At 65.9% G+C, this 23,882-nt stretch carries 22 protein-coding genes and 1 pseudogene; 5 read left to right on the top strand and 18 right to left on the bottom strand.

The features are described 5' to 3' along the window. Nucleotides 1-57: 57 nt before the first annotated feature. From HNO80_RS05795 to HNO80_RS17915, 9 genes are all read right to left on the bottom strand, one after another. The gene (locus HNO80_RS05795) at nucleotides 58-468 is read right to left on the bottom strand and encodes a pilus assembly protein TadG-related protein (protein ID WP_249777188.1); all 411 of its coding nucleotides are present in this window, start codon (nucleotides 466-468) and stop codon (nucleotides 58-60) included. A 56-nt stretch (nucleotides 469-524) separates the two neighbouring features. Continuing rightward, the gene (locus HNO80_RS05790) at nucleotides 525-965 is read right to left on the bottom strand and encodes a hypothetical protein (protein WP_175321876.1); all 441 of its coding nucleotides are present in this window, start codon (nucleotides 963-965) and stop codon (nucleotides 525-527) included. Then, nucleotides 946-1,404, bottom strand: a complete 459-nt coding sequence (locus tag HNO80_RS05785; RefSeq protein WP_175321875.1) for a TadE family protein — start codon at nucleotides 1,402-1,404, stop codon at nucleotides 946-948. Before HNO80_RS05785 ends, HNO80_RS05790 begins: the two co-directional genes overlap by 20 nt. A 3-nt stretch (nucleotides 1,405-1,407) precedes the next feature. Next, on the bottom strand, nucleotides 1,408-1,794 hold the full coding sequence (locus tag HNO80_RS05780; RefSeq protein ID WP_502707825.1) for a hypothetical protein: 387 nt from the start codon (nucleotides 1,792-1,794) through the stop codon (nucleotides 1,408-1,410). 41 nt (nucleotides 1,795-1,835) lie between these two features. Beyond that, entirely contained in the window at nucleotides 1,836-2,768 is a 933-nt protein-coding gene (locus HNO80_RS05775) for a type II secretion system F family protein (protein WP_175321874.1), read from the bottom strand. Between the two features lie 5 nt (nucleotides 2,769-2,773). After that, nucleotides 2,774-3,628 (bottom strand): type II secretion system F family protein, encoded by an 855-nt coding sequence (locus HNO80_RS05770; RefSeq protein ID WP_175321873.1) that lies wholly within the window; start codon nucleotides 3,626-3,628, stop codon nucleotides 2,774-2,776. Continuing rightward, nucleotides 3,628-4,851 carry a TadA family conjugal transfer-associated ATPase gene (locus HNO80_RS05765; protein ID WP_175321872.1) on the bottom strand — a complete coding sequence of 408 codons (1,224 nt, stop codon included), beginning with the start codon at nucleotides 4,849-4,851 and terminating at the stop codon, nucleotides 3,628-3,630. Before HNO80_RS05765 ends, HNO80_RS05770 begins: the two co-directional genes overlap by 1 nt. Nucleotides 4,852-5,004: 153 nt before the next feature. Then, nucleotides 5,005-6,048: a UDP-glucose 4-epimerase GalE gene (galE, locus tag HNO80_RS05760; RefSeq protein ID WP_175321871.1), complete on the bottom strand. Its 1,044-nt coding sequence runs from the start codon at nucleotides 6,046-6,048 to the stop codon at nucleotides 5,005-5,007. Between the two features lie 178 nt (nucleotides 6,049-6,226). Next, nucleotides 6,227-6,589: a hypothetical protein gene (locus tag HNO80_RS17915; protein WP_249777173.1), complete on the bottom strand. Its 363-nt coding sequence runs from the start codon at nucleotides 6,587-6,589 to the stop codon at nucleotides 6,227-6,229. On the opposite strand from HNO80_RS17915, the gene HNO80_RS05755 reads away from it, so the two are divergent. Both HNO80_RS05755 and HNO80_RS18190 read left to right on the top strand, forming a co-directional pair. Next, nucleotides 6,588-8,975 (top strand): GH25 family lysozyme, encoded by a 2,388-nt coding sequence (locus HNO80_RS05755; RefSeq protein WP_249777172.1) that lies wholly within the window; start codon nucleotides 6,588-6,590, stop codon nucleotides 8,973-8,975. The two genes, HNO80_RS17915 and HNO80_RS05755, sit on opposite strands and share 2 nt — an antisense overlap. Before the next feature lie 324 nt (nucleotides 8,976-9,299). Continuing rightward, nucleotides 9,300-9,454: pseudogene (locus tag HNO80_RS18190) on the top strand (transposase); the annotation flags it as partial. A 135-nt stretch (nucleotides 9,455-9,589) separates the two neighbouring features. On the opposite strand, the gene HNO80_RS05750 reads toward HNO80_RS18190, so the two are convergent. From HNO80_RS05750 to HNO80_RS05715, 8 genes are all read right to left on the bottom strand, one after another. After that, nucleotides 9,590-11,191, bottom strand: a complete 1,602-nt coding sequence (locus tag HNO80_RS05750) for a glycosyltransferase family 39 protein (protein ID WP_175321869.1) — start codon at nucleotides 11,189-11,191, stop codon at nucleotides 9,590-9,592. A 24-nt stretch (nucleotides 11,192-11,215) separates the two neighbouring features. Then, nucleotides 11,216-12,361 carry a glycosyltransferase family protein gene (locus HNO80_RS05745; RefSeq protein ID WP_175321868.1) on the bottom strand — a complete coding sequence of 382 codons (1,146 nt, stop codon included), beginning with the start codon at nucleotides 12,359-12,361 and terminating at the stop codon, nucleotides 11,216-11,218. A gap of 80 nt (nucleotides 12,362-12,441) precedes the next feature. After that, on the bottom strand, nucleotides 12,442-13,533 hold the full coding sequence (locus HNO80_RS05740) for an acyltransferase (protein ID WP_175321867.1): 1,092 nt from the start codon (nucleotides 13,531-13,533) through the stop codon (nucleotides 12,442-12,444). Then, entirely contained in the window at nucleotides 13,530-13,925 is a 396-nt protein-coding gene (locus HNO80_RS05735) for a DUF2304 domain-containing protein (protein ID WP_175321866.1), read from the bottom strand. Before HNO80_RS05735 ends, HNO80_RS05740 begins: the two co-directional genes overlap by 4 nt. A gap of 4 nt (nucleotides 13,926-13,929) precedes the next feature. Continuing rightward, on the bottom strand, nucleotides 13,930-14,595 hold the full coding sequence (locus tag HNO80_RS05730) for a glycosyltransferase family 2 protein (RefSeq protein ID WP_349627237.1): 666 nt from the start codon (nucleotides 14,593-14,595) through the stop codon (nucleotides 13,930-13,932). Nucleotides 14,596-14,636: 41 nt separating this feature from the next. Continuing rightward, nucleotides 14,637-15,131 carry a hypothetical protein gene (locus HNO80_RS05725; protein WP_175321865.1) on the bottom strand — a complete coding sequence of 165 codons (495 nt, stop codon included), beginning with the start codon at nucleotides 15,129-15,131 and terminating at the stop codon, nucleotides 14,637-14,639. Beyond that, nucleotides 15,128-16,471 carry a glycosyltransferase gene (locus HNO80_RS05720; RefSeq protein WP_175321864.1) on the bottom strand — a complete coding sequence of 448 codons (1,344 nt, stop codon included), beginning with the start codon at nucleotides 16,469-16,471 and terminating at the stop codon, nucleotides 15,128-15,130. The genes HNO80_RS05725 and HNO80_RS05720 overlap by 4 nt, the downstream gene beginning before the upstream one ends. After that, nucleotides 16,468-17,436 (bottom strand): glycosyltransferase family protein, encoded by a 969-nt coding sequence (locus tag HNO80_RS05715; RefSeq protein WP_175321863.1) that lies wholly within the window; start codon nucleotides 17,434-17,436, stop codon nucleotides 16,468-16,470. Before HNO80_RS05715 ends, HNO80_RS05720 begins: the two co-directional genes overlap by 4 nt. Nucleotides 17,437-17,583: 147 nt before the next feature. Between HNO80_RS05715 and HNO80_RS05710 the strand changes: the two genes are divergently transcribed. Then, nucleotides 17,584-19,425 (top strand): ABC transporter ATP-binding protein, encoded by a 1,842-nt coding sequence (locus HNO80_RS05710; RefSeq protein WP_175321862.1) that lies wholly within the window; start codon nucleotides 17,584-17,586, stop codon nucleotides 19,423-19,425. A 27-nt stretch (nucleotides 19,426-19,452) separates the two neighbouring features. Here HNO80_RS05710 and HNO80_RS05705 read toward each other — a convergent pair whose 3' ends face one another. Then, entirely contained in the window at nucleotides 19,453-20,448 is a 996-nt protein-coding gene (locus HNO80_RS05705) for a glycosyltransferase family protein (protein WP_175321861.1), read from the bottom strand. Nucleotides 20,449-20,583: 135 nt separating this feature from the next. Here HNO80_RS05705 and HNO80_RS05700 point away from each other — a divergent pair, with 135 nt between their 5' ends. Together HNO80_RS05700 and HNO80_RS05695 are read left to right on the top strand one after the other, a co-directional pair. Then, nucleotides 20,584-21,753 carry a glycosyltransferase family A protein gene (locus HNO80_RS05700; RefSeq protein WP_175321860.1) on the top strand — a complete coding sequence of 390 codons (1,170 nt, stop codon included), beginning with the start codon at nucleotides 20,584-20,586 and terminating at the stop codon, nucleotides 21,751-21,753. A 108-nt stretch (nucleotides 21,754-21,861) separates the two neighbouring features. Continuing rightward, nucleotides 21,862-23,868 (top strand): DUF6541 family protein, encoded by a 2,007-nt coding sequence (locus HNO80_RS05695; RefSeq protein WP_349627235.1) that lies wholly within the window; start codon nucleotides 21,862-21,864, stop codon nucleotides 23,866-23,868. The last annotated feature ends 14 nt before the right edge of the window (nucleotides 23,869-23,882 follow it).

Genomic DNA, 23,882 nt, shown 5'->3' with positions numbered 1-23,882 from the left:
GCCGCGGGCGCCCCGGCCCGGTGGTCCCGCCCGGGTGACCCCCGGGGAGGGTTCCGGTCACCGCGTCAGCCGGGACCGCGCCGTCGACGTCGCCTCGATCCGGATGCCGTCCGGGACCAGGAAGTTGACGATTGGCGGGTGGACGGCGGCGCTGAGGACCACGACGGCGGTGGACCCGTCGGGACTGCCCGTCGCGGGGCCGACTGCCAGGCCGCTGAACCGGGCGAAGGCGCCGTTGCGGTTCAGGTAGTCGGCGGCGGTGCTGCGCACCCGGCCGGCGCTGAGGGCGGCGGTGGGGCTTCCGGAGGAGCTGTGCAGCTCCCCCAGGGTGAAGCTGTCCGCGGCCGCCACGGAGGCCCCGTCCGCCAGCGACAGCAGTTTCTTGTGTTCGATGTAGACGCTGGACGCAGCCGCGACCACAGTGGTGACCAGCAGGGCAAGCAGCACATAGCCGATGATCAGCACCATCAGCTGGCCGCCCTCACCGTCTTGGCGTCCCGCCGGCCGGACAGCCGGGCGGGTGGTCACCGGAACCGCCCAACGATCTGCGTGGCGGAGGCACTGAGCCGGCCGGCGTCGAGCCTTAGTGCGTCGCTGAACGGCACGAACGGCAACGGCACCGTGAGGCGCACGGTGACGGTGACGGCGGATCCGGCAGCCGTGCAGTCGGCGGGGACGCAGCTGGTTTCCAGGCTCGCGTTTCCCGCCGGCTGGCCGTAGTCGGCGAGCGCCAATTGCACGGCTTGTTCCGCGGCGGCCCGGCCGCTCGCGGCGTCGGGCTGGGCCACGTAGACCTTGGCTGCCTGGTCCGCTGCGCCGACCACCGCAAAGGAGCCGCCCTGGAGCTGGCCGATCGTGATGATGAAGTACACCACCGGCACCATCAACAGGAGGGACAGGAAGGTGAATTCGACGACGGCGCTCCCCCGCTCGGCATCGTCGCCGCTAGGGCTGGATGGCGGCATGGCCCTTCACCTCCAGCAGTTCGCGGGGTCCGATCAAGCCGATGACCGGCAGCGGTGCGCGGACGGTGACCTCCAGTGTGCGGATGCCTGCGTACGTGGTCTCCGCGGTACTGACGTCACGGGCGAACTCCGGCGTGAGCGCCACCCCGATCAGCTGCGTGGTGCGATCCTCGGCGTCGGCGGCGCCACGGTCCGCCAGGGTGCCGTACCGGGCGCCCGAAGCCGCGGCGTCGATCAGGGTATTCCGGACGTGCAGGACGAGGGCTAGCTGGATGATCCCCAAAAAGAACAGCGCGAGCAGTCCCCCGACCAGGACGAAGTCGACTACGGCGGAGCCGCGTTCCCGGCCGGCGGGAACGGCACATTGGTTGGCGGGACCGCGGCTGCCGGCTGGACCGGCACACTGGTTGGCGGGACCGCGGCTGCCGGCTGCATACACCGCCTACTGCCCGACTTTTTGCATGGCCTGGTTAAAGAGCCCCTCCAGCGCCGGGCCTGCGAGCGCCAGCAGTGCGGCGACCAGCACGGCCGACATCAGGGTGATCATTACCCAGCCCGGGACATCCCCGCGCTCCCGGAGATCCGGACTACCGGGCGCCCGGCCGCCCTGCCAGCCGGGGTGTTTGCCTGACTGCTGGCCTGGCTGGATTCCTGGCTGTTTGCCTGGCTGTTTGCCTGCGGCGGCGGAAAGCCACAACAGCATGGCCGCCATGTGGGCCACTAACAACGTGCGGATACCAATACTCTTCACCGTTTCCCCTTTATGTTTTTGAATATTGCAGTCGATTGCTGCGCTGCCTGCCCCTGTTCTGATGCTGTTACTGCCCAACTGTGTTCTGCTTACTGCGTACGACGTGCTCAATGTCTTGGTCAGAGTCCCAGGCTGATGGCCGCCAGCCCCGGGAAGACGGCAAACACCACGGTCAGCGGCAACACGCCGAAGACGAGCGGAACCATCATGCCGGTCTCCTTCCGGCCGGCGGACTCCATCAGTTCGCGCTTGGCGGTGTCGCGCACGTCCTGGGCCTGGGCGCGCAAGACTTCCGCCAGCGGTGTCCCGCGTTCCACCGCAACGATCAGGCCGTCCACGAACCGGACCAGCGGGCCCAGCTCGGTACGTGACGAGAACTCCTGCAGGGCATCGGCCAACGGCTTCCCGGCCCGGGTATCGGCCAGGACCCGGGAGAACTCCTTCGACAGCTCGCCCTGCGTTCGGCGGCCTACCCGGTCCAGGGCGCCGGTGGCGCTCTCGCCGGCACTGACCGCCAGAGCCATAAGTTCTGCCACGCTGGGGAACTCCGCCATCATCCGGGCCTCGCGCTTCTTGACCTGCGCCCCCAGCACATAGTCGCGGAAAAGGAACCCGGCCAGGCCGGCGCCCAGGACGATCAGCACGGCGAACAGCGGATTGAAGCCGCCCAGGGCTCCTCCCAGTAGCACAATTCCCCCCGCCCCCACGAAGCCGCCGGCGGCCCACAGCAACTGCTCCGCGCGGAAATCCACCGACGATTTGCTGCTGCCGGCGCGGGCGAGCCTGCGGTTGAGCGCCGATGAGCCCGGGTTCAGCCTGCCCAGCGCCCGGACCCCGTCCCGGATCACCGGGCGCAGGATCCGCTCGAGCGGGCCAAACGGCGTGACATTGCCGGGAGCCGTGTGCAGCAACCGGGATTCCAGGTTGTGGGATCTCAGCTGCGGCCCGATGCGCTCCGCGAAGGTCATGGGCCGCATGAACGGAAGCCGCACAAGGAACAGCCAGAGGCCTCCACCCAGGACTGCGCCGCAGACCACCGCGCTTGCCATCATCCCGTTCACCGGAGTACCCGCTCGTCCTGCGGGAGGGCACCGATCCGCAGCATAACGGTGTAGGAGAACAGCGAGACCAGCAGGCCGCCGACCAGCACCGCAGTACCGACGGGCGAGTTGTAGGCCGCGACGGCCTCGGGCCGGCTCGCCATCAGCACCAGGACAATCCATGGAGCGGCCACGGCGAGGCGGGCGGCGTTCACCGTCCAGGATTGCCGGGCCTCCAGCTCGCTGCGGGTCCGGGCGTTTTCCCGCAGGAATTCGGCGAGCGTGCCCAGCAGGCGGCCGAGGTCCGATCCGCCTACCTCCCGCGTCAACCGCAGTGCCTCAACAATCCGGTCAGCAACGGGATCAGCGAGTCTTTGCTTCAGCCGGTCCAGGGCAGGGTCGAACTGGCCGCCGGACCGGTAGTCCGCGCCGAAGTCTCGGAACAACTGCCGCAGCTCGGACGGCCCCTTCTCGCCCAGCTGGATAAGCGCCTCCGGCAACGACAAGCCCGCCCGGATGGCCGAGCGCAGGTGGTCGACGACGTCGGGCCACAGCTCGCGGAGTACGGCCGTGCGTTTGCGGGCGCGCCATTTGACGGTGCCCAGCGGGAGCCAGCCCCCGAACAGCCCGAAGCAGCCGGAAATCGGCCATGACCTGGTGCCTGCAAAGAACACGAGGGTCACGAAAGCACCGACGCCGAAACACGTCGCGAGCAGGCCCAGCCGGCTGACCTTTTCGATGCCGGCGGACCGCAGGAGGTCCTCCAGCCGGCTGACCCGGGGCCGGCGCCTGGCTGCGTGGGGTTGTTCCCAGGCTGACCACCAGACCAGCAGCAGTCCGGCTCCCCCGAGCACCCCCAGCAGCGGCGCCATCAGCGCGGCTCCAGCAGCGCCGCGACGTCGAACCCGGACCGCGCGAACTTCTCGGCAGCCGGCATGGAATTGGCCTGCGGTTGCAGCTTCCCGTCGAGCATGGCGAACACCATGGACGACTCGATGATGCCGTTCTCCACCCTGCGCCCCAGCGAAAGGATTTCCGTGACTTGCCGCCGGCCACCCGGTTGCCGGCTGCAGTGGACCACCAGGTCGATGCAGGACGCCACGGTCGGGACGACGAAGGCGCTCGAGATATTGTCCCCGGCCAACAACGGCAGCGTGCAGATCTTGGTCACCGCATCATGGGCCGAATTTGCGTGGATCGTGCACATCCCCGGCATGCCCGAATTCAAGGCAATGAGCATGTCGAGGCTTTCGGCCTCGCGGACCTCGCCGACCACGAGCCGGTCCGGCCTCATCCGCAGGGCCTCCTTGACGAGCCGGCGCATGGGGATCTCGCCTTCGCCCTCAAGGTTGGCCTGCCGGCACTGCAGTCCGACGACGTCGCGCAGCGGGAACTGGAGTTCAAAGATTTCCTCCACCGTGACCACTCGCTCGCGCGTGCCGATGCTCGCGGCCAGGCAATTGAGCATGGTGGTTTTTCCGGCCTGGGTGGCACCGGAGACCAGGATGTTGAGCCCACTCGCCACGGCGGCGCCGAGGAAGCGGGCCGCCTGCGGCGTGAGGGTGCCCAGTTCCACGAGGTGTTCGAGCCGGCTGGCCTTGACCACGAATTTGCGGATGTTGACCGCCCAGTGCCGCCGCGTCACGTCGGGGATGACGACGTGCAGCCGCGAGCCGTCCGGCAGGGCCGCGTCCACAAACGGGGAGGAAATATCCAGCCGCCGCCCGGAGCTCTTCAGCATCCGCTCCACCAGGTTGCGCACCTGCTGGTCCGTCAGGGCGATGGAGGTCAGCTCGGATTCACCGTTCCGGGCGACAAAAATTTCATCCGGCGCATTGAGCCAGATCTCCTCGATCGCCGGATCGTCCAGCAACGGCTGCAGCGCCCCGAACCCCGCCACGGCGTCAAAGACAAACCTCCGGGCCTGCTCCAGTGGGCCGATGGGCGGAAGCGGTGCGAGCAGCGCACGCTCGTCGTAGTCGCTGATCGCCTCCTCCACGAGGCGGCGGACTTCCCCGCTTTGCCGCAGGGGATCAAGGCCGCGGCGACGGATCAACTCACGGACTTCGTCCTCGACGATGCGCACAGCTTCCACGGTGCCCCCAACATGACCGCTACCCATCCCCCTGGGGCAGTGCAACTGGGTTAAAACTAGAGGAGCCCGGGCGTTCCGACAAGAGCTCCACCTGCAGCTGTGGATAAGTTCCCGCCGACGCAGCCTTGGAGCGGCCGCCCGTCGGTAGGACCCCTACTCGGCCTTGGCCCCGGCGGCCTCGGCCACCGCGGCATAGCCCTGCGGGTTCCTGCTTTGCCAGCGCCAGTGGTCCTCGCACATCTGCGCCAGGTTCCGGTGCGCGGACCAGCCCAGGTCGGCGAGCGCCGCCGAGGGATCGGCGTAGCTGACGGCGGCGTCCCCCGGCCGGCGGGGCGCGAACTCGTACGGCACCGGGTGGCCGGCAGCCTCGCCGAACGCCTCGATGACTTCGAGCACGGACGATCCCCGGCCGGTCCCAAGGTTCCAGCGGAATACCCCGGTCCGCCCGGTGATGTAACCCAGGGCCGCCAGGTGCCCGGCGGCGAGGTCCATCACGTGGATGTAGTCCCGCACCCCGGTGCCGTCCGGCGTCGGGTAGTCGTTGCCAAACACCATGACCTTTTCACGGCGCCCCACGGCCACCTGGGCCACGAACGGGAGCAGGTTGTTGGGGATACCGCTGGGGTCCTCACCGATCAGGCCGGACTCGTGGGCACCTACCGGGTTGAAGTAGCGCAGCAGGGCGACGCTCCAGCGGGGGTCGGCGGCACCCAGGTCCGAGAGGATGTCCTCGATCTGTTCCTTGGTGCGGCCGTAGGGGTTGGTGGCGTCCAGCGGTGCCTTTTCAATGAGGGGAACTTCCTCCGAGGCACCGTAGACGGTGGCGGAGGAGCTGAACACGAGGCGGCGTACCCCCGCAGCGTCCATGCTGTGCAGCAGGTTGAGGGTGCCCACCACATTGTTCTGGTAGTACATCAGGGGCTTCTCGACAGATTCCCCCACGGCCTTGAGCCCGGCGAAGTGGATGACGGCCTCAAAGCCGCCCTCGGCGAAGACGGCGTCGACGGCCGGAGCGTCCAGCAGGTCCACCTTCCGGAAGTCCACGCTTTTGCCTGTCAGCTGCTCCACTCGGCGCAGGGACTCCGCACTTGAGTTCATCAGGTTGTCGAGGACGACGACGTCGTGCCCCGCTTCGAGGAGGGAGAGTGTCGTGTGGGATCCGATGTAGCCGGCGCCGCCGGTAACCAATACCTTCATGGGTTCAAGTCTAGGTTGCCCTGCAACGGTGATGGCGCGACAGGCCGCACAACGGAATGGTCACAAGTCACACAGTTAACAATGGCAACTGTGGCATCGGGTAAACACCGGTGCTAACGTGGCCGCGTCAATACCCAACCGAATTGACTTATCGGTGCCCGATTATGCGGACGACCGGTCATCGCGAACTAGGTGGCATGCTTTGCGGAGTGTGCCATTGCTCCGGAGAGACGCCCATGAAATCGAAACCGGCAAGACGACCCATCTCGTTCGTCAGACCTGTCGCTGCCGGCCTTGCCGCGGCGGCCCTCACCTTGGTGGCGCTTCCCGTGGCGGCGAGCGCCACAACGTCGGTGCCCACCCCGGCGCCGGCCGCGGGCGTCACGGGGACGGTGCCCGAGCCCGCCCCGGCGACCGTAACGCCCACCCCAGCGGCGGGGCTGGCGACGGCTAGCCCGACGGCGACGACGGCCTCCCCAGCAGCGACGGCGGCTCCGGCGGCCACGGCGCCGTCGACCGCCACCAGTTTCCGCGAAGCCATGGCAGCGGCGGCGGGTCCGGGCGGCGCCGAGATGGGCCAAAGCAGCAAGGCATCGCAGGCCGCGCAAGCCGGGTCGACCGCCGTCACCGAGGGATCATGGTCGCCGTCCTTCGGCGTCAAAGGCCTGGACGTCAGCTACTACCAATCGGGCGTCAACTGGCAGACGCAATGGAATCTGGGCGCACGCTTCGCGTACGTGAAGGCCACCGAAGGCAACTACTACACGAACCCCTCGTTCGCCGCACAGTACAAAGGCGCCCGCCAGGTGGGCATGATTCGGGGCGCCTACCACTTCGCCAACCCGCTGGCGTCCTCGGGGGCGGATCAGGCCAGATCCTTTGTCCAGGGCGGAGGCGGCTGGAGCGCCGACGGTTACACCCTTCCACCGGTACTCGACATCGAGACCAACCCGTATGCCGGGCAGACCATCGACGGCTTCTACCAGGGCAACGCCTGCTATGACCGGTCTCCGAGCCAGCTGGCAAGCTGGGTACGTGATTTCGGAAACACCATGAAGTCGTTGACCGGACGGCTCCCGATGATTTACACCAACACGTCGTGGTGGAAGCAATGCACCGCAGATGCAGCCGGCTTCGGCGCCTACCCCCTGTGGACCGCCAACTGGCCGAGCTCCGCCACCAACTACGCCGGACCGCTGCCGGCCAGCTGGAACTCCTACTCCGTCTGGCAGTACAGCGAGTCCGGCCCCTTCGCCGGCGACTCCAACGTCTGGAACGGCGACTACGAGGGACTGCAACGCTTCGCAGGTGCCAGCCTGAATACGCCGGTGGACGATTTCAACGGAGACGGACTGAATGACCTGCTGAGCATCCGCGCAGACGGCGCTCTCTGGTTCTACCCCGGCAACGGCCGGGGCGGTTTCGCGAGCCCGCTCCGCATCGGCACCGGCTGGAACATCTACTCCCGCATCATCGGCGTCGGAGACTTCAACAGCGACCGCAAGAACGACTTTGTTGCCCGCAGACCCGACGGCTCGCTGTGGTTCTATGCTGGAACCGGCACCGTGGGGTCGGGCAGCCAGGGCTATGCACCCGCCGTCAAAATCGGAAATTCCGACTGGGGCTCCTTCAGCCAGCTCACCGGCGTCAGGGACTTCAACGGGGATGGGAAGAGCGACCTGGTTGCTGCCCACAAGGACGGATCGCTGTGGTTCTTCGCGGGCACCGGAACCGTATCGGCGACGCAGAGCGGTTACGCCGCGGGCCGAAAGATCGGCTCATCCGGCTGGAATGTCTACACGAAACTCGTGGGCGTCCGGAACTTCGGCGGCAAGCCCAGCAACGATCTGGTGGCGACGAAAGCCGACGGCACCCTGTGGTTCTACGACGGAACAGGAACCGTCTCGGCGACGAGTGAGGGGTACGCCGCGGGCACCCGCATAGGCGCTTCGGGCTGGAACAATATGCTTGACGTGATGGGAACCGGTGACCTCAACGGGGACGGCAAGCCAGATCTTCTGACGCAGCGCCGCGACAACTCGTTGCTTCTCTACGCCGGAACCGGCATGAACGAAGCCGGGTACAAGCCAGCTGTCAACATCGGCAAATCCAGCTGGAACAACTTCACCACGGTGGAGTCGGTCCAGGACTTTGACGGTGACGGACGCCCCGACCTGCTGGCCGTGGCCAAGAGCGGGGCCCTTTGGTTCTACGCCTCAACCGGCGGCAATGGCTACGCAACCGGCCGGCAGATTGGCTCCGGCTGGCAGATCTACACGAAGCTCGTCGGCACAGGGGACATCAACGGCGACCGGAAGAGTGACCTCCTCGCAGTGAGGCCCGATGGAAGTCTCTGGTTTTACGCGGGCACCGGGGATGTCTCGGCCGGCAACGAGGGCTACTCCCCCGCGCGGAAGGTGGGCTCGGGCTGGAACGTCTACAGCAAGCTGGTCGCAACACGAGACTTTGACGGAGACGGCAGGAACGACCTGGCAGGCATCCGCCCGGACGGCTCCCTCTGGTTCTACCATGGCACCGGGAGGGTCTCCGCCAACGATGAGGGGTACGAACCCGCCGTCAAGATCGGACGGTCCGGGTGGGCAAGTTTCCATTCCGTCGCTGGCGTCGAGGACCTCGATGGTGACGGCATCAACGATCTCGCCGGAATACGACCTGACGGAACCCTCTGGTTCTACGCGGGCACGGGCAAGGTGTCGTCCGCCCGCCCGGGCTACAATGCCGGAGCAAGAATCGGCAACACGGAGTGGGACGCCTACTCAGTCCTGCTGGGGGCAGGAGATTTGAACGACGACCGCCAATCCGACCTGGCTGCAGTCAACCAGAACGGAACCTTCTGGTTCTACGCCGGAGCGCCCAAGCGCAACAACGGCTATCAGCCAGCAACACTGGTCGGCTCACTGCCCTAGACGACATGAAGTGTGGTGGCCGGAACGACGCGGGCCTGGAACCTCGGGGTCAAAGCGGTTCGTGGGTTGCAGATCCGGGTTCTTCTCCGCAGCTTGGTGCGGGTGTGGCCTGGTAGAGCACATTTGAATGTCTGGACGTCCCAGTCATGAATACGCGTACTTCCGTCAGTTTCGATGTCTCCCGCGCGGCGTGAAGGGCTGTGCCATCGACCGCGAGACCCGCGAGATATTGGGACGGAGTCTGGCCGCCAACGATGCCGGGACCGCGGAGTGGGTGTCCGGGTTGCCTTGCCCGGACTTGATGTGGACCCGCGAGGACGACCGCGCGGTATTTCGGTGCTGAGCGCTTTTGGCCTCGCGGTGGAATCGGCCGCTGGACCCGCTTCACCGGCTCTACGATCGGCGCTTACCTTGGTCTCGTCCCCTCGGATCACTCCTCGGGCGCGTCGCGGTCCCTGGGCGCCACTACCACGACCGGGCTTCCGGGTCATGTGGAGCTGCCTTACTCACCCACGTTTCACTCGGAGGTCCACCTGCCCCGCGTTATTGCCCGGCTGACAGTTCATGGAAGACGCCTGATCGTTCAGCGGGTGGCCGCAGGCGTCCGACGCGGTTCACCGCCGCACCCATACCTCCAGGGCGCCTCGGCGCATGGTGAGCCTGAACTGTGAACGCAGGACTTGATCCATCCCTTTGGTGATCAGATATCGGGAGTGGGGAACGCCGACTACGGCGGCATCCGCGCCCGCCAGCTTAGTCTCTTCGTTCTGATCAGTTAATCGAAGGGCACTAACGGCGTCGCTCTCCTTCGGACCGCGTCCGATGATCATCTTCACTCCGGAGTAATCAACCAGGGGGCCGCATCCTTTCGCCACTGAACGGGTAAGAGAATTCGAGACGATGGACATATAAGCGTACGGGGACCATACGCACTGATATTTTGCGACCGCTGAGGCAACCGCCGTCTGGCTGACACCCTTCAACGGGGCAGGTTTCAGCGAAAACCCTACAACTCCGACCGGCGCCAGGAGCGCAACGCCAATGATTGCTACCATCGCCGGTCCGGCCCGTCCTGCCCTTCGTCCGGAAATCCGGGCCAGCCAGCTGGCCAAGGCGCCCAAGGTCAAGGCAATCGCGGGTGCCGAAAAATTCGGATAGTGGTCGAAGAAACTGGCGGAGGTCAGCAGGGCCGCTGACTGGGCAACAACGAGAATGGACCACCATCGGGCATCGTCGGATTTGAGGAACGGTTGCCGCTCAAGGATGGCACTGAGCCAGGGCGCCAGAACTGCGGCGAGCACCAGCAACACCAAGGACCAGAGCAGAATGTCCGGCACAGGCGACCCAACAAAATTTTGCAGCCGCAGCTCAATACCTTTGCGCAATCCGTCCGAGCGCCCGAGCTGGGCCAGAACAACTTCCTGAAACATCTCCTGCGGCGCAGCGAGGAAGAACGGCCCGACCACAACCAGCACCAAGGAAGTCGCCCCGCCAAGAAACGTGACCAATCCCCGGCGCCCGAAGCGCACGACGGCGAAGAGGGCCACAACAACCAGCGGAATGATGGCCCAGAGTTTGAAGCTAAGCCCCAGACCCAACATGGCACCTGCCAGTAACGCCCAGCGCGCTCTGCGGTCATTTTCATATTTTCGCAGAAGCAACAAGGCGAGCAGCAGGCATACGTTCAACAGCGCCGAGAGCATGATCGATCGTTCGGCGATGTTGGCTACTGTCCAAACGGCATAAAGGCCGCCACCGATCAGGGTTGCGGCGACTCCGCGGGACCTCAGCAGCGACGCAACGATCACGGCGCTGGCAGTCCCGATCATCACAAAGAGAATCCTGGCGAGACCGATTCCCAGGCGGTCTGAAGTTATGCTGCCTATCCAGGCAAAAGGCGCCATGAGCACACTGATCCCCGGCGGATGGACCAGCACAAAATCGCGATATGGGAGCGCCCCTGAAATCAGATATACGCCCGACGCGTAATGTACTCCGTCGTCATACCCTCGAAATCCGCCCACTGTGTGGGAGTTCGTGAGCGGCAGGAGACGAAAGAGAAAAGCTACCGCGCCGACGAGTGCCACTGTCCACCAACCTGCAACGACGGACCGCAGCGGCTTGCCTGCCACAGACGGGAGTCGTTCCCAGCCAGTGCTGCCTATCAGCACAGCGCCTGCCGAACCCTTCCGCCGCGTCGGGTTCTGCTCCTCCATTGTCCCGTCCGATACCTCCACGGATCAGGACGCGGCTGACTCGGAGGCTGGCAGCAAGGCACGGATCGCACCTTCCCAAATCCTGAGCTGGGATTCGGCTGCCAGCGGCTCGGCGGCCCGGTCCGCCGCGCGCTTCCACTCCATGATTTGTCCGCGGTCCAGCGCCTGGATCGTCTCCGCCAGCGCGGACGGCGAGAAGTCGGGGGTGACAGTCCCAAAGCCGTACTGCTTGACAATTTCCACCATGGACGGCGACGGCCCCACGATGACTCCGAGACGGGCCTGCACCGCCTCGAAGAACTTGTTGGGCAGGGCGTTTTCCATGTTGAAGTTCGTCGGGGGAAGGAAGACCAACGAGACGTCATAGCCGCTCAGCGTATGCACGAGCTCGGCATAAGGTACGGGGTCGCGGAACTTCACCGCAGGTACGTCTGCTGCGACCTGCTTCAGTTCTGCAACATAATCCGGTTCGTTGGGCATCACGATCATGTCCAGTTCAACCCCCGACGGCGCGCTGCGCATCGCCTCGATGAGGTTCTCCAGCTTCCGGTAGCGCTGGCCCGCGGCGCTGTGGATCAGCCTAATGGTCTCGCCAACAGGCTGGGGTGTTCCCGGCGCGAAGGGCGCGGCGTTGGTAACCACCTCTGCCGCGACCCCGAAGTCCAAGGTGTACTGCGCGGCGATGCCCGGGGCGACCGTTGTGAGAGAGCCGGCCCGGGGCAGGTAGGTGCGGCAGAGCCACCGCATGTACGGGGCCACGAAGAGGCGCCACTTGAGGTCATCGTCCTTTTCCTTCGGCGCAAACTCGTGAAGGTCCGAGTGGACCCCGTACTTCGGCTCCAGCTCCAAGGCCAACGGCAGGGTGTTCAGATCGTTCGCCAGGATGACATCGACGGAGATGCCTGCAAGCAGCCTTCGTGCCTGCTGGACCGCGGACATCTTGTTGTACGCGCGCCGGTAGCGGCGACCCAGCAGCCCAATCCGGTCCGAAGGCCAACCGACCGCATCAGGCGACAACGCGAAGTGCTCGTCTACACCATCCGGCGCGGCCCCGTAACCGCAGGTAATGAGGTGATACTTACCGCTGAAGAGACCCACCTGCTTGAGCACGCGCGGGTCTGACCGGATCGGTGAGAAGGAGATGATGAGCAGTCGGGGCAAGGCAGTCATCCCTCCATCATTCCAGACCCGGAGGCTGCGGCCTCACGCCGGGCCGCCGCCGGCAGCACCCAACCCACGGGCAACCGCCGCTAGAAAATGTTCCGGACGAAGCGAATGCGGGACGCGAGGATAGAGACGGCGAAGCTCACGGCGAGGGTGACCGCGTAGCTGGCGACGCCAGCCACCATCGACCTGCCGTCGTAGACCGCCGGCACGTTCAGCCTGATGACCTCAAAGACGAGCAGGTGGATGAGGAACACTCCGAAGGAGGCCCGGGACAGGCTGACCAGCCGCCGCGCCGCCGCGGGTGTAGGCCTAAGGCGACTGAAGACGGACTTGGCTGCGAGGAATACCGCTAGGGACAGCATCATTACGGTCAGCGAGAGGTAGCTGACCGGTGCCACCACGTTCAGGAGCCCGGCTTGTTCCCGGTGCCCGTACTGCCAGAGGCAGAGTGCAGCCAGGGCAATGGCGGCCGCGACAACTGCGTAGAGGGACCGGCCGCTGAGCCGCACGTCCCGCAAGGCACGGCCGGCCACGAAGTAGCCAACGTACGGCAGCCAGTGAGTGAAGATAGTCAGCCTGATCGGCCTGGCGAAGCCCAAAGATGAGGCGATTCCGGGTGCCATGAAAGCCAGTGCCGTGACCGCCAGCAGGGCAGCCGCAAGGATCGGCGCACGCCGCGGCCCCCCGTTCCGGAGGAAGTCCGAGAGGAGCGGAGCAACCAGGTAAAGCCCCAGAATCAGCCACAGGAAATAGAGCTGCGTGAAGACCGCACCGTCAAGAAGCAGCTGCGCCACCCGCGCCGGCGCCAGATCCTCGCCGCGCATCAGCCACCGGACTCCGAAGAGGTAGATCACGTGCCACGCAACGAGTGCGGGCAGAAGCCTCGCCGCCCGCTTCCGGTAAAACGACCGCGGTTCCAGGATGCGGTTGTCAGGCGCCAACAGGAGGGCTCCGGAGATCATCACGAAGACCGGCACAACCCATATGAAGGGGATATCCAGGCCGGCCGCGAGCCACCAGTTCCGGGAGCGGGGCTCGGCGTGTCCAACAAGGTAGCCGAAGAGGTGGATGGCTACGACGCCGGAAATGCTGAGAATCCTCAGGATGTCCAGGGAGTAGTCGCGAGGCGCACCTACGGCCGTTTCGCTGGCCGGTCGGGTACGAAGACCGGTCACTCTGTCTCCTGCATGCGCTCCGAGAACACCGCCGACGTCTGCTGCGCATCCTTTAGCCAGGGGCGCGGCGTTTCGTCAATCGCGATCCGGCGTGACAGCTGGGTGAGCGTGGTTTCCATGTGCCGGAAACGCTGGTAGGTCGTGGCCATGAAAACCATGAAACTGACAACCAGCCCGTAGAGGACAAGATCCGTGCCGCGCCCAATGCCCAGGGCCCGGGCAAGCACGGTCAGCAGCTCGGGGAAGAAAATCGACAGGGCGGCCACGAACGCGAAAATCACCAGCATGATCCGGCGGATGGCCAGATGCCGGGCATTGGATCCGCCGCGCATGAGCGCCAGCGAGACGATGATGACGGCGAGGACAAGGACGATTTGGACTATGATCTGCAATTTCTCACCTAAACAGAAGGTCAGCGATGATATTGACGGAGTTCAGCAACGACTGGCCTTTTGCCTTGGAGTAATCGGTGTAGATGATCTCGACAGGGTGTTCCACCCAGCGCGGGTTGATCTCGGACACCTGGTGGATCAGCTCCGAGGCGTGGGCCATCCTGTTCTGGGTGAGGTGGATCTTGCGGGCGACCTCCGGCCCGATGGCGCGCAGCCCGTTGTGCGCATCGGTGAGCGCCATTCCGGTTGCCAGCCGCGACTGGATCGCGGCCGTCCGCAGAACCAGCCGCTTTGCCGGGGAAAGTTTGGTCCGGCCGTCAAGGAACCGAGAGCCCAGCACCAAATCAGCTTCGCCCGTCCGGATGCGGTCAGCCATCGCTTTTGCGTCCTCCACCCGGTGTTGGCCGTCAGCGTCAAAAGTCACGATGCAATCGAGTTCGGGGTCTTGGAGCGCGTACTCGAAGCCTGTCTGCAGCGCAGCGCCCTGGCCCAGATTCACCGGGTGCTGGACCACCACCGCGCCGGCCCGGCGGGCCACAGCCTGCGAACCATCGCTGCTGCCGTCATCGATGCACACTACGTTGGGAAACTCTTGGCGGAGTCCCTCGATCACCCCGCCGACGACGGAGGCCTCGTTGTACATCGGTATGACTATCCAGGTGCGACTCACCCGTCAAGTATTCCACAGTCGGCATCGCCGACCCGGGCTGCTCAGTGTTCCGCTTTCCGCCGCAGGGCGTGCATCATGGCGATCGGGCCGTGAACCAGCGGGGCGGGAGTTCGGCGCCTGAGCTGCCAGACGGCCCGGTTGGCGGAAACATCGGCAGCGACGACGACGTCGGCCGCCAGCAGCGCCGCCTGCAGCTCCGCCCTGCCCGCTATGGACCTGGCGAGCACGCGGGACTCTCGGTTATCGCGCGCCAGGCGCCCCGCCACACCGAGCGGACCGCCTTTGCGGGCGACTGCCCCGATGGCCGCGTCGAGGCGCCCGGGGCCAACCGGCGGGAGGGGCACCAGCTCCAGCGCAGAATCCGGCGAAACCGGCACCTGTCCCCGATCAGCGACGTAGAAGGCCGTGCCGCTGAGCCGGAAACCGGCAGGCTCGGCAGCATCCGAGGCGCGGCTCCAGAGGTCTTCCAGTGTGGCCTGAGGGTGCGGGCTGCAGCCCAGGACGATGCCGAGGCGAAGATCGCGGGTCTGGTTCATTGCTGGGGGTTCCTCTGATCTTCGGCGAGCGCTCTCTGCCGCGGGTGGCCAACGAGCTCACGCAAATCGGAAATGACCGGCGCCAGGATGGCGCTACGGGCAAATTGCTGGCCATACTTCCAGGCGGCCTCCCACGCTGCGGTGTCCGGATCGGCCAGGGCTTCGGCACACTTCCGCAGGGCAGCGGCGATGCTATCCGGGGTCAGGTCCTTGGCGGGGAACCACAGCGGGTAGTCCCGAAGAAGCTCCGTGGCCGCATTACCCAGATCGTGCACGGACACGATGGGCAGTCCGGTCGCAAGGTATTCCGCGGTCTTGCCCCCCGTCACGTACTTCCCGCTAGAGAGCAGCAACAGGAGCGCGTCCACCGTGCCGTAGAACCGGGCCACGTCACGCTTCGAAATTGGCCCCTCGTAGAGCAAGCCATTAGGGGTTCCGGAACCGAAAGTCTCAAGTATCTCCGCGCCGGCCGCACCCGAGGCACTGAGCTTCCCGCGGAACACCGCCGTGGCCCGGGCCTCGGCGCCGGGAAACGCCATGCCCCACCCCTGCAGGAACTCGGTCATCGGCATGTTGACATACTGGAGAGTGCCTAGATAGCCGAAACGCGGGTTCCGGGTCTGCCGGACCGCGGGCGCCGCATGCCCCGGCTGGGGATCAAAGCCGTTGGCGACCACCCGCATCGTCGCTGCAGACTCCGGGTACCGGGCCGTATATTCGTCGCGGATCCGGTCGTTGACAAACCACGATCCGGCGGCTTCGGCCAGGAACTTGGCCTCCAGGTTCCCTCGGCTGCTCCCCCGGCTGAAGTCTTCCGCCCCGGTGATGGTGTTGAACGCCCAAGCGTCGCGGTAGTCCATGATGTACGGCACCCCCGGCAAGCTGCGGGCCACGCCGAAGGCAACATAGGGGCTCGCAGACGCCATCACCAGGTCGACCGGCTTTTCAGCATGGACGGCCCGGGCCGCCTCGCTGGCCGGGGAAAGCCATGCGCCGTGAAAATCCTCCGGGAAGTCCTTCCGGCCCCGGCGCCGCACCACTTCCTTCCACACGTAAGGCGCCTCGATCCGCAACCGGGAATAGCGACGGAGGTCACCGCGGGCCAGCTCTTCGGAGCCGCCATCGTCCACCTGGACAATCCGGATCCGCGGGTCCACCGATTCGGCAAGCTTCTGGTCGACTCCGGAGATTTCGGACCAGATATCCCGGTCCAGCGTCAGCACCGTAACGTCCCAGCCGTCCTCGGCGAGGGCGTTAGCCACCGCCGTGCAGCGGTAGACCGAGGAGGCGGTGCTCGGAGGAAAGGCGAAAGCGATGTACAGGAGATGCGGCTTGCTCATGCGGACCTGCCCAGAACCTTGGCGTAGCCGGCCTCAAGCGCCGGAAGGAGGGCTGCGGCACCGTGCCTGAGGCGTACATACTCAGGACCCTGCAGTTGCTGAGACAGTGTCACCGGATCGGCCAGGGCTTCGCGCACGGCCTGTCCGACGTCTGCGCGGCGGACACTGATAGTGGCCAGATCGGCGCCATAACCCTCCACCTGGTCCGCAAATACCGTCGGCACCCCAATCCCGATTGCGGCAAGCTCACTCGCGGCAAGAATTCCCGCTACCTGACCCACCGCGACGTGGGCCTGGGCAAGTTCGCCCAGGAACTGCTTCTTGGGCATCCTGGGAATCAACCGCACCCCCAGCCTCGCCGCTTCAGCCGCCCGGTCACCCCAGTCCAGGCCTACTACGTCTGCACCGCCGGGGCCGCCCACTGCGGCGACGACGTCCGCCGCGGTCTCCAGCAGCGCATCTCCGCCCTTGGAGGCGTCCCAGCGGGAGGGGAAGATGACCCTCGGTCGGGGCGCCGGTGCCCACGCCGGCAACTCGTCCATATCGAGCGGAACCGGCAGGTACTCCGCATCGGGCCGGGCACGTTCGGCCTTCTCACGCAGGTCCGGGGTGGTGTACCAAACGTGGCCGGCGCCGTCGATATCGGCCTTCATCGCCGCATGGTGCTGGTCCTGCCAATAGTTTTCACGGATATCGGTGCCGTGCAGGGTCAGGGCATAGGGTCGGCCCAGGGCCCCCCGGGCCCAGACCGCGCGCCCGCCCATGTTCACGTGCCACAGCCTCGTTTGCGGGTAGGCCATAAGCTGCTCGGCGCGGAACCGGTAGTAGGCGGCTTTGCCACTTCCACGCGTCCAGGGTCCTTGAATGAGCCTCCACGGCTGGCCCTGCCTGCGGCCTTCCGCAACGAACGTCTTCCCGACGTCGGCGCAGTCGAACAGTTGAGTGACTCGGATCTTCTGACTCATGATGCCCATCATCTCATTGAGGCAGCGGGTGGCCCGGCACACGCGCAACCGCACTCCGGCGATCCCTAACGGGCCGGGCGCACGGGGGCGAATGCGGCACCCCGCGTAGTATGGGAAGGATTCTTCCCCGCCGTCTTGGAGTACTCCTTGAAACACCTGCGCCGCACGATGCGCGAGCTTCTGCCTCTCCTGCCCGCCAACGCCAGGCGGTTCCTACTGCTGTTTGGTGTGCTCTCGGCCGTCCTCTCGCTGCTCGACGCGGCTGCGCTGGGCGTTTTTGCGCTGGTCCTGAACCAGATCCTCAAAGGCGGGTCGATGACCCTGCCGGTCCTGGGCGCAGTGACGCAGGAGTTCAGCCTGCTGATCCTGGTCTCATCGGCCCTGGTCATGATCCTGAAATCCGTCCTCAACATCTGGCTCCAGTGGGTGTCCACCCGCAAGTTCGCGGACTACGAGCTGGAGATTGGTTCCGTTCTTTTCCAGAGCTATATCCGTGCCCCTTGGACGGAACGCATGAAGCGCTCCACCACCGAGCTTGTCCGGATGATCGACGTCGGAATTGCCAACACCGTATCGGGAGTGCTTTTCCCGGCCGTGACGCTGCCGGCCCAGGCGCTGACTTTTGCGTCGGTGCTAGTGGTCCTCGTCGCCGCCTCCTGGCAGACTGCCTTGGCCACCGTCATCTACCTCGGGATCATCGCGGCATTCCTGTACCTGTGGCTCTCCAAGAAGTCGTACGAGGCGGGAAAGGTGAACCGCGACGCCGCCATGCGCATGTCGACCCTGGTGGCTGAAATGCTTGCTGCCCTCAAAGAGATCACGCTCCGCGACAAGGCTGAAGAAGTGGGAAACATCGTCCTCCACAGCCGCGAACGCGCCGCCCGTTCCCGGTCGAACATCAGGTTCATGAGTTCGGTTCCCAAGTTTGTCATCGACATGGCCCTGATCGGCGGGTTCCTCCTCATCGGGGCGGTGGGCTACGCGATCGGCGGCATGCAGACAGCAATGTCATCGGTAGCCATCTTCGGCTTGGCGGGCTTCAAGCTCGTGCCCGCACTCACCACGGTCCAGGGCCAGCTGACCCTGGTCCAATCGACCCTGCCCTACACCGAGACCGTGATGCGCGACATCAAGGACGCCGCGGTTTTCCGGGAGAATGCCGAGAAGCTTGGGAAGACTCCGATAACCAGCGAGCCGAAAATGCTCGAGTTGAAGGACGTCGAATTCACCTATCCGGGGTCCGAGAGCCCGGCGGTCACCAAGATCAACCTCAGGCTGCCGATCGGCTCGTCCGTAGGCATAGTTGGGCAGTCCGGGGCCGGCAAGTCGACCCTGATCGACATCTTCCTGGGCTTGCTGACTCCCTCCAAGGGAACCATGACACTCGACGGTGTGCCACTCGAGGATGTGCTGTCGGATTGGCGCAAGCGCGTGGGCTATGTGCCTCAGGACGTGGCGATCTTCGACGGCTCCGTTGCCCAGAATGTGGCCCTGAGTTGGGGCGGCGACATCGACGAGGAGCGTGTACGGACCGCGCTGGAGCGCGCCCAACTCCTCGACACCATCGACGCACGTGCCGGCGGCGTCCACGGCCGGGTGGGCGAGCGGGGCCTGGCACTGTCGGGCGGACAACGCCAGCGGCTGGGTATCGCCCGGGCGCTGTACATGGACCCCCTGGTGCTGGTGCTTGACGAGGCCACGAGCGCGCTGGACACTTCCACGGAGGCCGCCGTGGCGAACGCCATCAGCGAACTGCACGGCGAGATCACCGTGATCTCGGTCGCTCACCGCCTCTCCACGATCCGGAATAATGACCAGATCTGCTTCATGAAGGACGGCAGCATCGTTTCGCAGGGTTCATTCGATGAAGTCATCCGCGCCAATCCGGACTTCGCCCAGCAGGCCGCCCTGGCGGGGCTCTACACCCCGGAACCGGGCACTGCCGCCGTCGGATCAGACCTGTCCCGCCCGGAAGCCCGCGCAGTGTAGCGGTCCGCGCCAAGCGCGGCCTGACCGCTAGCGCCTCGCGATTTTCCGGTAAAGATCCTCCAGCCGGTCCACGTACGCTGCGGCGTCGTATCTGGGCAGCGCCCAGGCCGAGCCGGCCAGCCGCCGCGCGGCGGCTTCCGGGTCGCTGAGCGCTTCAAGAATCTGCGCCACGACGTCGTCTTCCGTCCCTTCCAGGACCGGGGGTGTCGAGCCGTCGTCCGGCCGCGCCAGCCGCGTTCCCACGGCGGCCACCGGCAGCCCCATGCACAGCGCCTCGAACTCGCTGGTGGCGAAGTTGTTAGTGGCCTGGCCGACGGCGACATGGGTCCGGGACATGACGCGGTGGTATTCCTCTTGCGACATGCGCTCCAGCAACGTCACGCCGGCTTCCGCCGCCCGCGCGGCCCCCGGCCCCCAGTTCAGCCCCAGAATCCGCACTTCGGGGTCGAGCGCACGCCGTAACTGACGGGCCAGGCCGAGCTGCCGCTCCACCCCCTTGTCGTCGTCCCAGCGCGAGACGAAAAATATGTTGGGCCGAACGTCTGGCTGCCAGGCGGGCAAGCTGGCCGCGTCGACCAGCGCAGGCAGGAACTCAGCGTCGGGCCGTGCCTTAAGGGCATTCGCGGCGGTGTCATTGTTCGCGTAGAAGACGTGTGCGGCGCCGTCGATGGCCCGCTGAATCTCATCGTGGAAGACGGGATCGGCCCACTGTTTGCGGATATCGGTGCCGTGCAGCGTCAGGGCATAGGGCCGCTCCGGCATCCCTCGTTCCCGGAGTAGCCGCGCGCTGGTGGCGTAGTGGACATGGACGGCGTCGGCCTTCCAGAGCCGTGCGGCCCGTTGGGCAACGTAGGGCACAAATCGAGCCCGCGCCAGGACCGGATTGGACGGCGCGGCCGTCATCGGACGGACCTTTTCCGGCGGCAAGTAGTCCCACTGCAGACCTGCCCGCCCGGCCGCCCGGACCATGGCCCGGGCCACGAAAGCGCAATCGTTGAACTGGAGTACGCGCGGATCGGTCATTATCCCTGCCGCCCTGCTGCGAGGGCTGTCGGGGACGCCGCCCGGGCGACGCGGACGGAGGCCCGAGTTTCGTTTTGCACCCAGTAAGGTTATCCCGGGACTCCCCAAATAACCTCGTTCAGGAGTGCTTAGTCCATGAGCCAGAGCATCGAAGTCGTCATTCCGGTCCATGATCCGGCGCGGCCGGTGGCGCGCGGTATGGCGTCCGTCATCGAGCAGCGACAAGCCCTGGCCGACCGCGGCGTCGATCTGCATGTCACGGTGGTGCTGCACAACCTTGCCGCGGACAGCCTGTCCGCCCCGGAGGTTCCGGCCGGATTTCCGGCGGCCGCCGCCGGGGTCAGGTACCTCAGCTATTCAGACGGTGTGCCGTCACCGGCCGGTCCTCGCAATTTCGCCCTGCAACGCAGCGACGCGGACTACCTCAGCTTCCTCGATTCGGACGACTATCTGGAACCCGGGTCGCTGCCCGCCTGGTGGGAAATCGCCGAGAAGCACGGTGCGGCGGCGGTGATCGCACCGTTGCGGACCCCTGCCGGGAGCATCCTCGCGTCGCCGCGGATTCGACCGTCAAAGCCCCGGGTCCTCGATCCCCTCCGTGACGGGCTGGCCTACCGTAGCGTGCCCTACGGTCTGCTGCGCCGCGAGAGCCTGCTCGACCTGGGTTTTAGCTACACCGAAGGCATCCTGACCGGCGAAGACCTGGAACCTACGCTGCGGCTGTGGTTTCGCTCCGGCGCTGTCTGCTATCCGTACGGCGCACCCGCCTACCACCAGACCGATGACTCCGGTCCGGCCCGCGTGACGAGCCAAATCCGCCCGCTCCGGGAGGAATTCGCGTGGCTCGAACATTTGCTTGCGGCTGACTGGCTGCGGGCGGCGTCGACGCCGGAAAGACGCGCCATCGCGCACAAGATCCTGAGGGTGCATGGCATCGGGGCGTTGCTTCGACGCGCCGACGCCCCGGACGCCTCCGGCCGCGCCCCGTTGTGGGATGTGAACGAGAGCCTGTACTGGCGGGACGTGACGGATAGGGTGCTTGCCCTGGCCGGCGGTTCGATTCCCAGCATCAGCCGGCGCGACGCCACCCTCGTCCAGGCCGCGGGCTCGACCGGCGAGCTGCGGCAACTGCGCGCCCTGGTGGCAGGCTACCGGGGCTCGGGCCGGGCGGGGGCATTGCTTACTCCACGGCTGCGGGACTCGCTCTCCCCCGATTCAGCGTTCCGCCACTACGTCTCCGAGAGACTGCGGGCCAGGACCGGGGTATTTGCGGCACACCCGGCCGCAATCCCGCCCGCAACCTGAGCAGGTAACTTACGCTGGCTTTCTGCTCCTGCACTAGGCTCCGGGGCGCGATCGCAGCCGTCCGCCTTGCTAGACTCGAGTCGGTAAATCGGACGGGCAGGAGCATTAATGAACTGGTGGCAGGCGTTTCCCGCTATCGCCGTGGCCGCACTCTTGATGTTCCTTCCGGGTCTAGTCCTTGCGAGGGCACTAGGCGCCAAAGGATTCGCGTCGGCGGCAATGTCGCCGCTGGCTTCCTGCGGTCTGATCGGCCTGGCCGGCGTCGTGGGAGGACTGGTCCGGCTGGACTGGGGACTCCCCAGCTATCTGCTGGTGACGGCGCTCTGCACCGGTCTGGCGTTCCTGCTACGACGGCTCATCAAGGGGCGGATCGCAGCAGTTGCACCGGCTTCGGTGGCGCCCACTGTCCAATGGGCTGCCATCCTCGGCGGCTTGGTTGCAGGTTCCACGCTCATCGTCAGCCGCCTCCTGCCGGCCATTGGCAAGCCGGGGAACTTCGCCCAAGTGTACGACAACATTTTCCACCTCAACGCCATCCGGTACATCATTGAAACCGGCAACGCGTCCTCCCTGACGCTGGGTAAGATGCTGACTCCGGACGCCGGGATTGCGATCTACCCGTCCGTGTGGCACTCCCTGGCCGCGCTCGTTTCCCAATTGACGAACAATGATGTCTTTGTCAGCCAGAGCGCCGTTATCGTGGCTGTGAGCGCGCTCCTGTGGCCCTTCGGCTGCATCATGCTGGTCCGGGGCATCGTCGGTCCCCGAGTCCTGCCGCTGGTAGTCGCCGGTGTCCTGAGCGGCGGCTTCTGGATGTTCCCGTTCCAGTTGCTGCAGTGGGGTCCGCTCTACCCGAACACCCTTGCCTACAGCCTGCTGCCCCTGGCGTTGCTCGTCCTCGTGGGGTTGTTCAATGCAGGGCGCGAACGGTTCCTGGACAACCTTGCCCTCTGGTCGTTCCTGCTCGTGGCCGTCGCGGCCTTGTTCATGTCGCAGCCCAATGGTGTCACGGCATTGCTGGCATTCTCCGTGCCGCTGATCGCCGGCGCCTGGTTCTCCCAGCTGCGTGCCCGGATTCGTGCCAGGGCCGGCTTCAGACCTATAGCACTCGTGGTCCTCTGGGGGCTGGCTTCGGCAGCAGCGTTCCTCGTGGTCTGGCAGGCACTGCTCCTGAGCTACGACAACTGGAAGCCCAGCCGGACCCTGCCTGAGGCCGTAGGCGACGTCGCAACCGGCACCCTCCTTGGCGGCGGAGAGACGATGGTGGCCTCGGTAGCGGCCGTGCTGGGCATCCTCACCATCATTTGGCGGCGCAGAGGCGGCTGGATCATTGCCTGCGGGCTCATTGCCGCAGCCCTCTACATCGTTGCCGTCTATATGTACCAGGGCCGCTTCCGACACTTCACGACCGGCAGCTGGTACCAGGATCCCTACCGGCTCGCGGCGTTGGTGCCGCTGTTCATGATTGTCCTCGCCGGCGTGGGGGCGGACGGACTGGTGTCCGCGGTCCGGGGCTGGTTGCGGCGCATCGCGGCGAAACGTTCCGCCGGCCGACGCCTCGGCCTCCCCGAATTCCGCGGCTCCGCGGGGCTGTACGCTGTGGCAGCGGCGGCGGTTTTTGCGCTCGCCTTGTCAAACGTGGTGGAGCACTATCACGGGCCCGGCTTGGCCACCGTTTCCACCAAAATCACCAAATCATATTCCTTCGTTCCTGGCTGGGCGGTATCCGACGACGAGTACGCGCTCATGTCCCGGCTCGACTCAACGGTCCCGAAGGACGCCGTGATCGGCGTCAACCCCTTCAACGGCGGTGCCCTGGCGTACGCCGTTTCGGGCCGCCACGTCACCCAGTATCACCTGTCCCCGGAGCCCGACGCCGGATTGCGCGAGATCGCCAAGGACATCACGACGGCGCAGCCGGGGTCCGAGACGTGCCAGCTCGCAGCCAAAGATCATGTGCACTACATCCTCGACCTGGGCAGCTTCTACATGCTGAACTTCGTGGCGGCACGTGCTTACCCTTCCTTCGTGGACGTCCTCAAGACTCCCGGGGCGAAGGTGGAACTGGTCGATCAGCAGGGCGCGGCCAAGCTCTACAAAATCGACGCCTGCTGATTCCTGAGGCCACG

The organism is Arthrobacter sp. C9C5, assembly GCF_013359735.1.
Lineage (GTDB): Bacteria > Actinomycetota > Actinomycetes > Actinomycetales > Micrococcaceae > Arthrobacter.
Note: the sequence above shows the minus strand (reverse complement) of the source record. Positions and strands in the feature narration are given on the sequence as shown.

Bases quoted from the DNA above. Each gene is read 5' to 3' on its own strand.
- HNO80_RS05795 (WP_249777188.1), bottom strand. From the start codon at position 468: ATGGTGCTGATCATCGGCTATGTGCTGCTTGCCCTGCTGGTCACCACT.
- HNO80_RS05790 (WP_175321876.1), bottom strand. From the start codon at position 965: ATGCCGCCATCCAGCCCTAGCGGCGACGATGCCGAGCGGGGGAGCGCC.
- HNO80_RS05775 (WP_175321874.1), bottom strand. From the start codon at position 2,768: ATGATGGCAAGCGCGGTGGTCTGCGGCGCAGTCCTGGGTGGAGGCCTC.
- HNO80_RS05770 (WP_175321873.1), bottom strand. From the start codon at position 3,628: ATGGCGCCGCTGCTGGGGGTGCTCGGGGGAGCCGGACTGCTGCTGGTC.
- galE (WP_175321871.1), bottom strand. From the start codon at position 6,048: ATGAAGGTATTGGTTACCGGCGGCGCCGGCTACATCGGATCCCACACG.
- HNO80_RS05755 (WP_249777172.1), top strand. From the start codon at position 6,588: ATGGCAGCGGCGGCGGGTCCGGGCGGCGCCGAGATGGGCCAAAGCAGC.
- HNO80_RS17915 (WP_249777173.1), bottom strand. From the start codon at position 6,589: ATGGCTTCGCGGAAACTGGTGGCGGTCGACGGCGCCGTGGCCGCCGGA.
- HNO80_RS05750 (WP_175321869.1), bottom strand. From the start codon at position 11,191: ATGGAGGAGCAGAACCCGACGCGGCGGAAGGGTTCGGCAGGCGCTGTG.
- HNO80_RS05745 (WP_175321868.1), bottom strand. From the start codon at position 12,361: ATGACTGCCTTGCCCCGACTGCTCATCATCTCCTTCTCACCGATCCGG.
- HNO80_RS05725 (WP_175321865.1), bottom strand. From the start codon at position 15,131: ATGAACCAGACCCGCGATCTTCGCCTCGGCATCGTCCTGGGCTGCAGC.
- HNO80_RS05720 (WP_175321864.1), bottom strand. From the start codon at position 16,471: ATGAGCAAGCCGCATCTCCTGTACATCGCTTTCGCCTTTCCTCCGAGC.
- HNO80_RS05715 (WP_175321863.1), bottom strand. From the start codon at position 17,436: ATGAGTCAGAAGATCCGAGTCACTCAACTGTTCGACTGCGCCGACGTC.
- HNO80_RS05705 (WP_175321861.1), bottom strand. From the start codon at position 20,448: ATGACCGATCCGCGCGTACTCCAGTTCAACGATTGCGCTTTCGTGGCC.
- HNO80_RS05700 (WP_175321860.1), top strand. From the start codon at position 20,584: ATGAGCCAGAGCATCGAAGTCGTCATTCCGGTCCATGATCCGGCGCGG.
- HNO80_RS05695 (WP_349627235.1), top strand. From the start codon at position 21,862: ATGAACTGGTGGCAGGCGTTTCCCGCTATCGCCGTGGCCGCACTCTTG.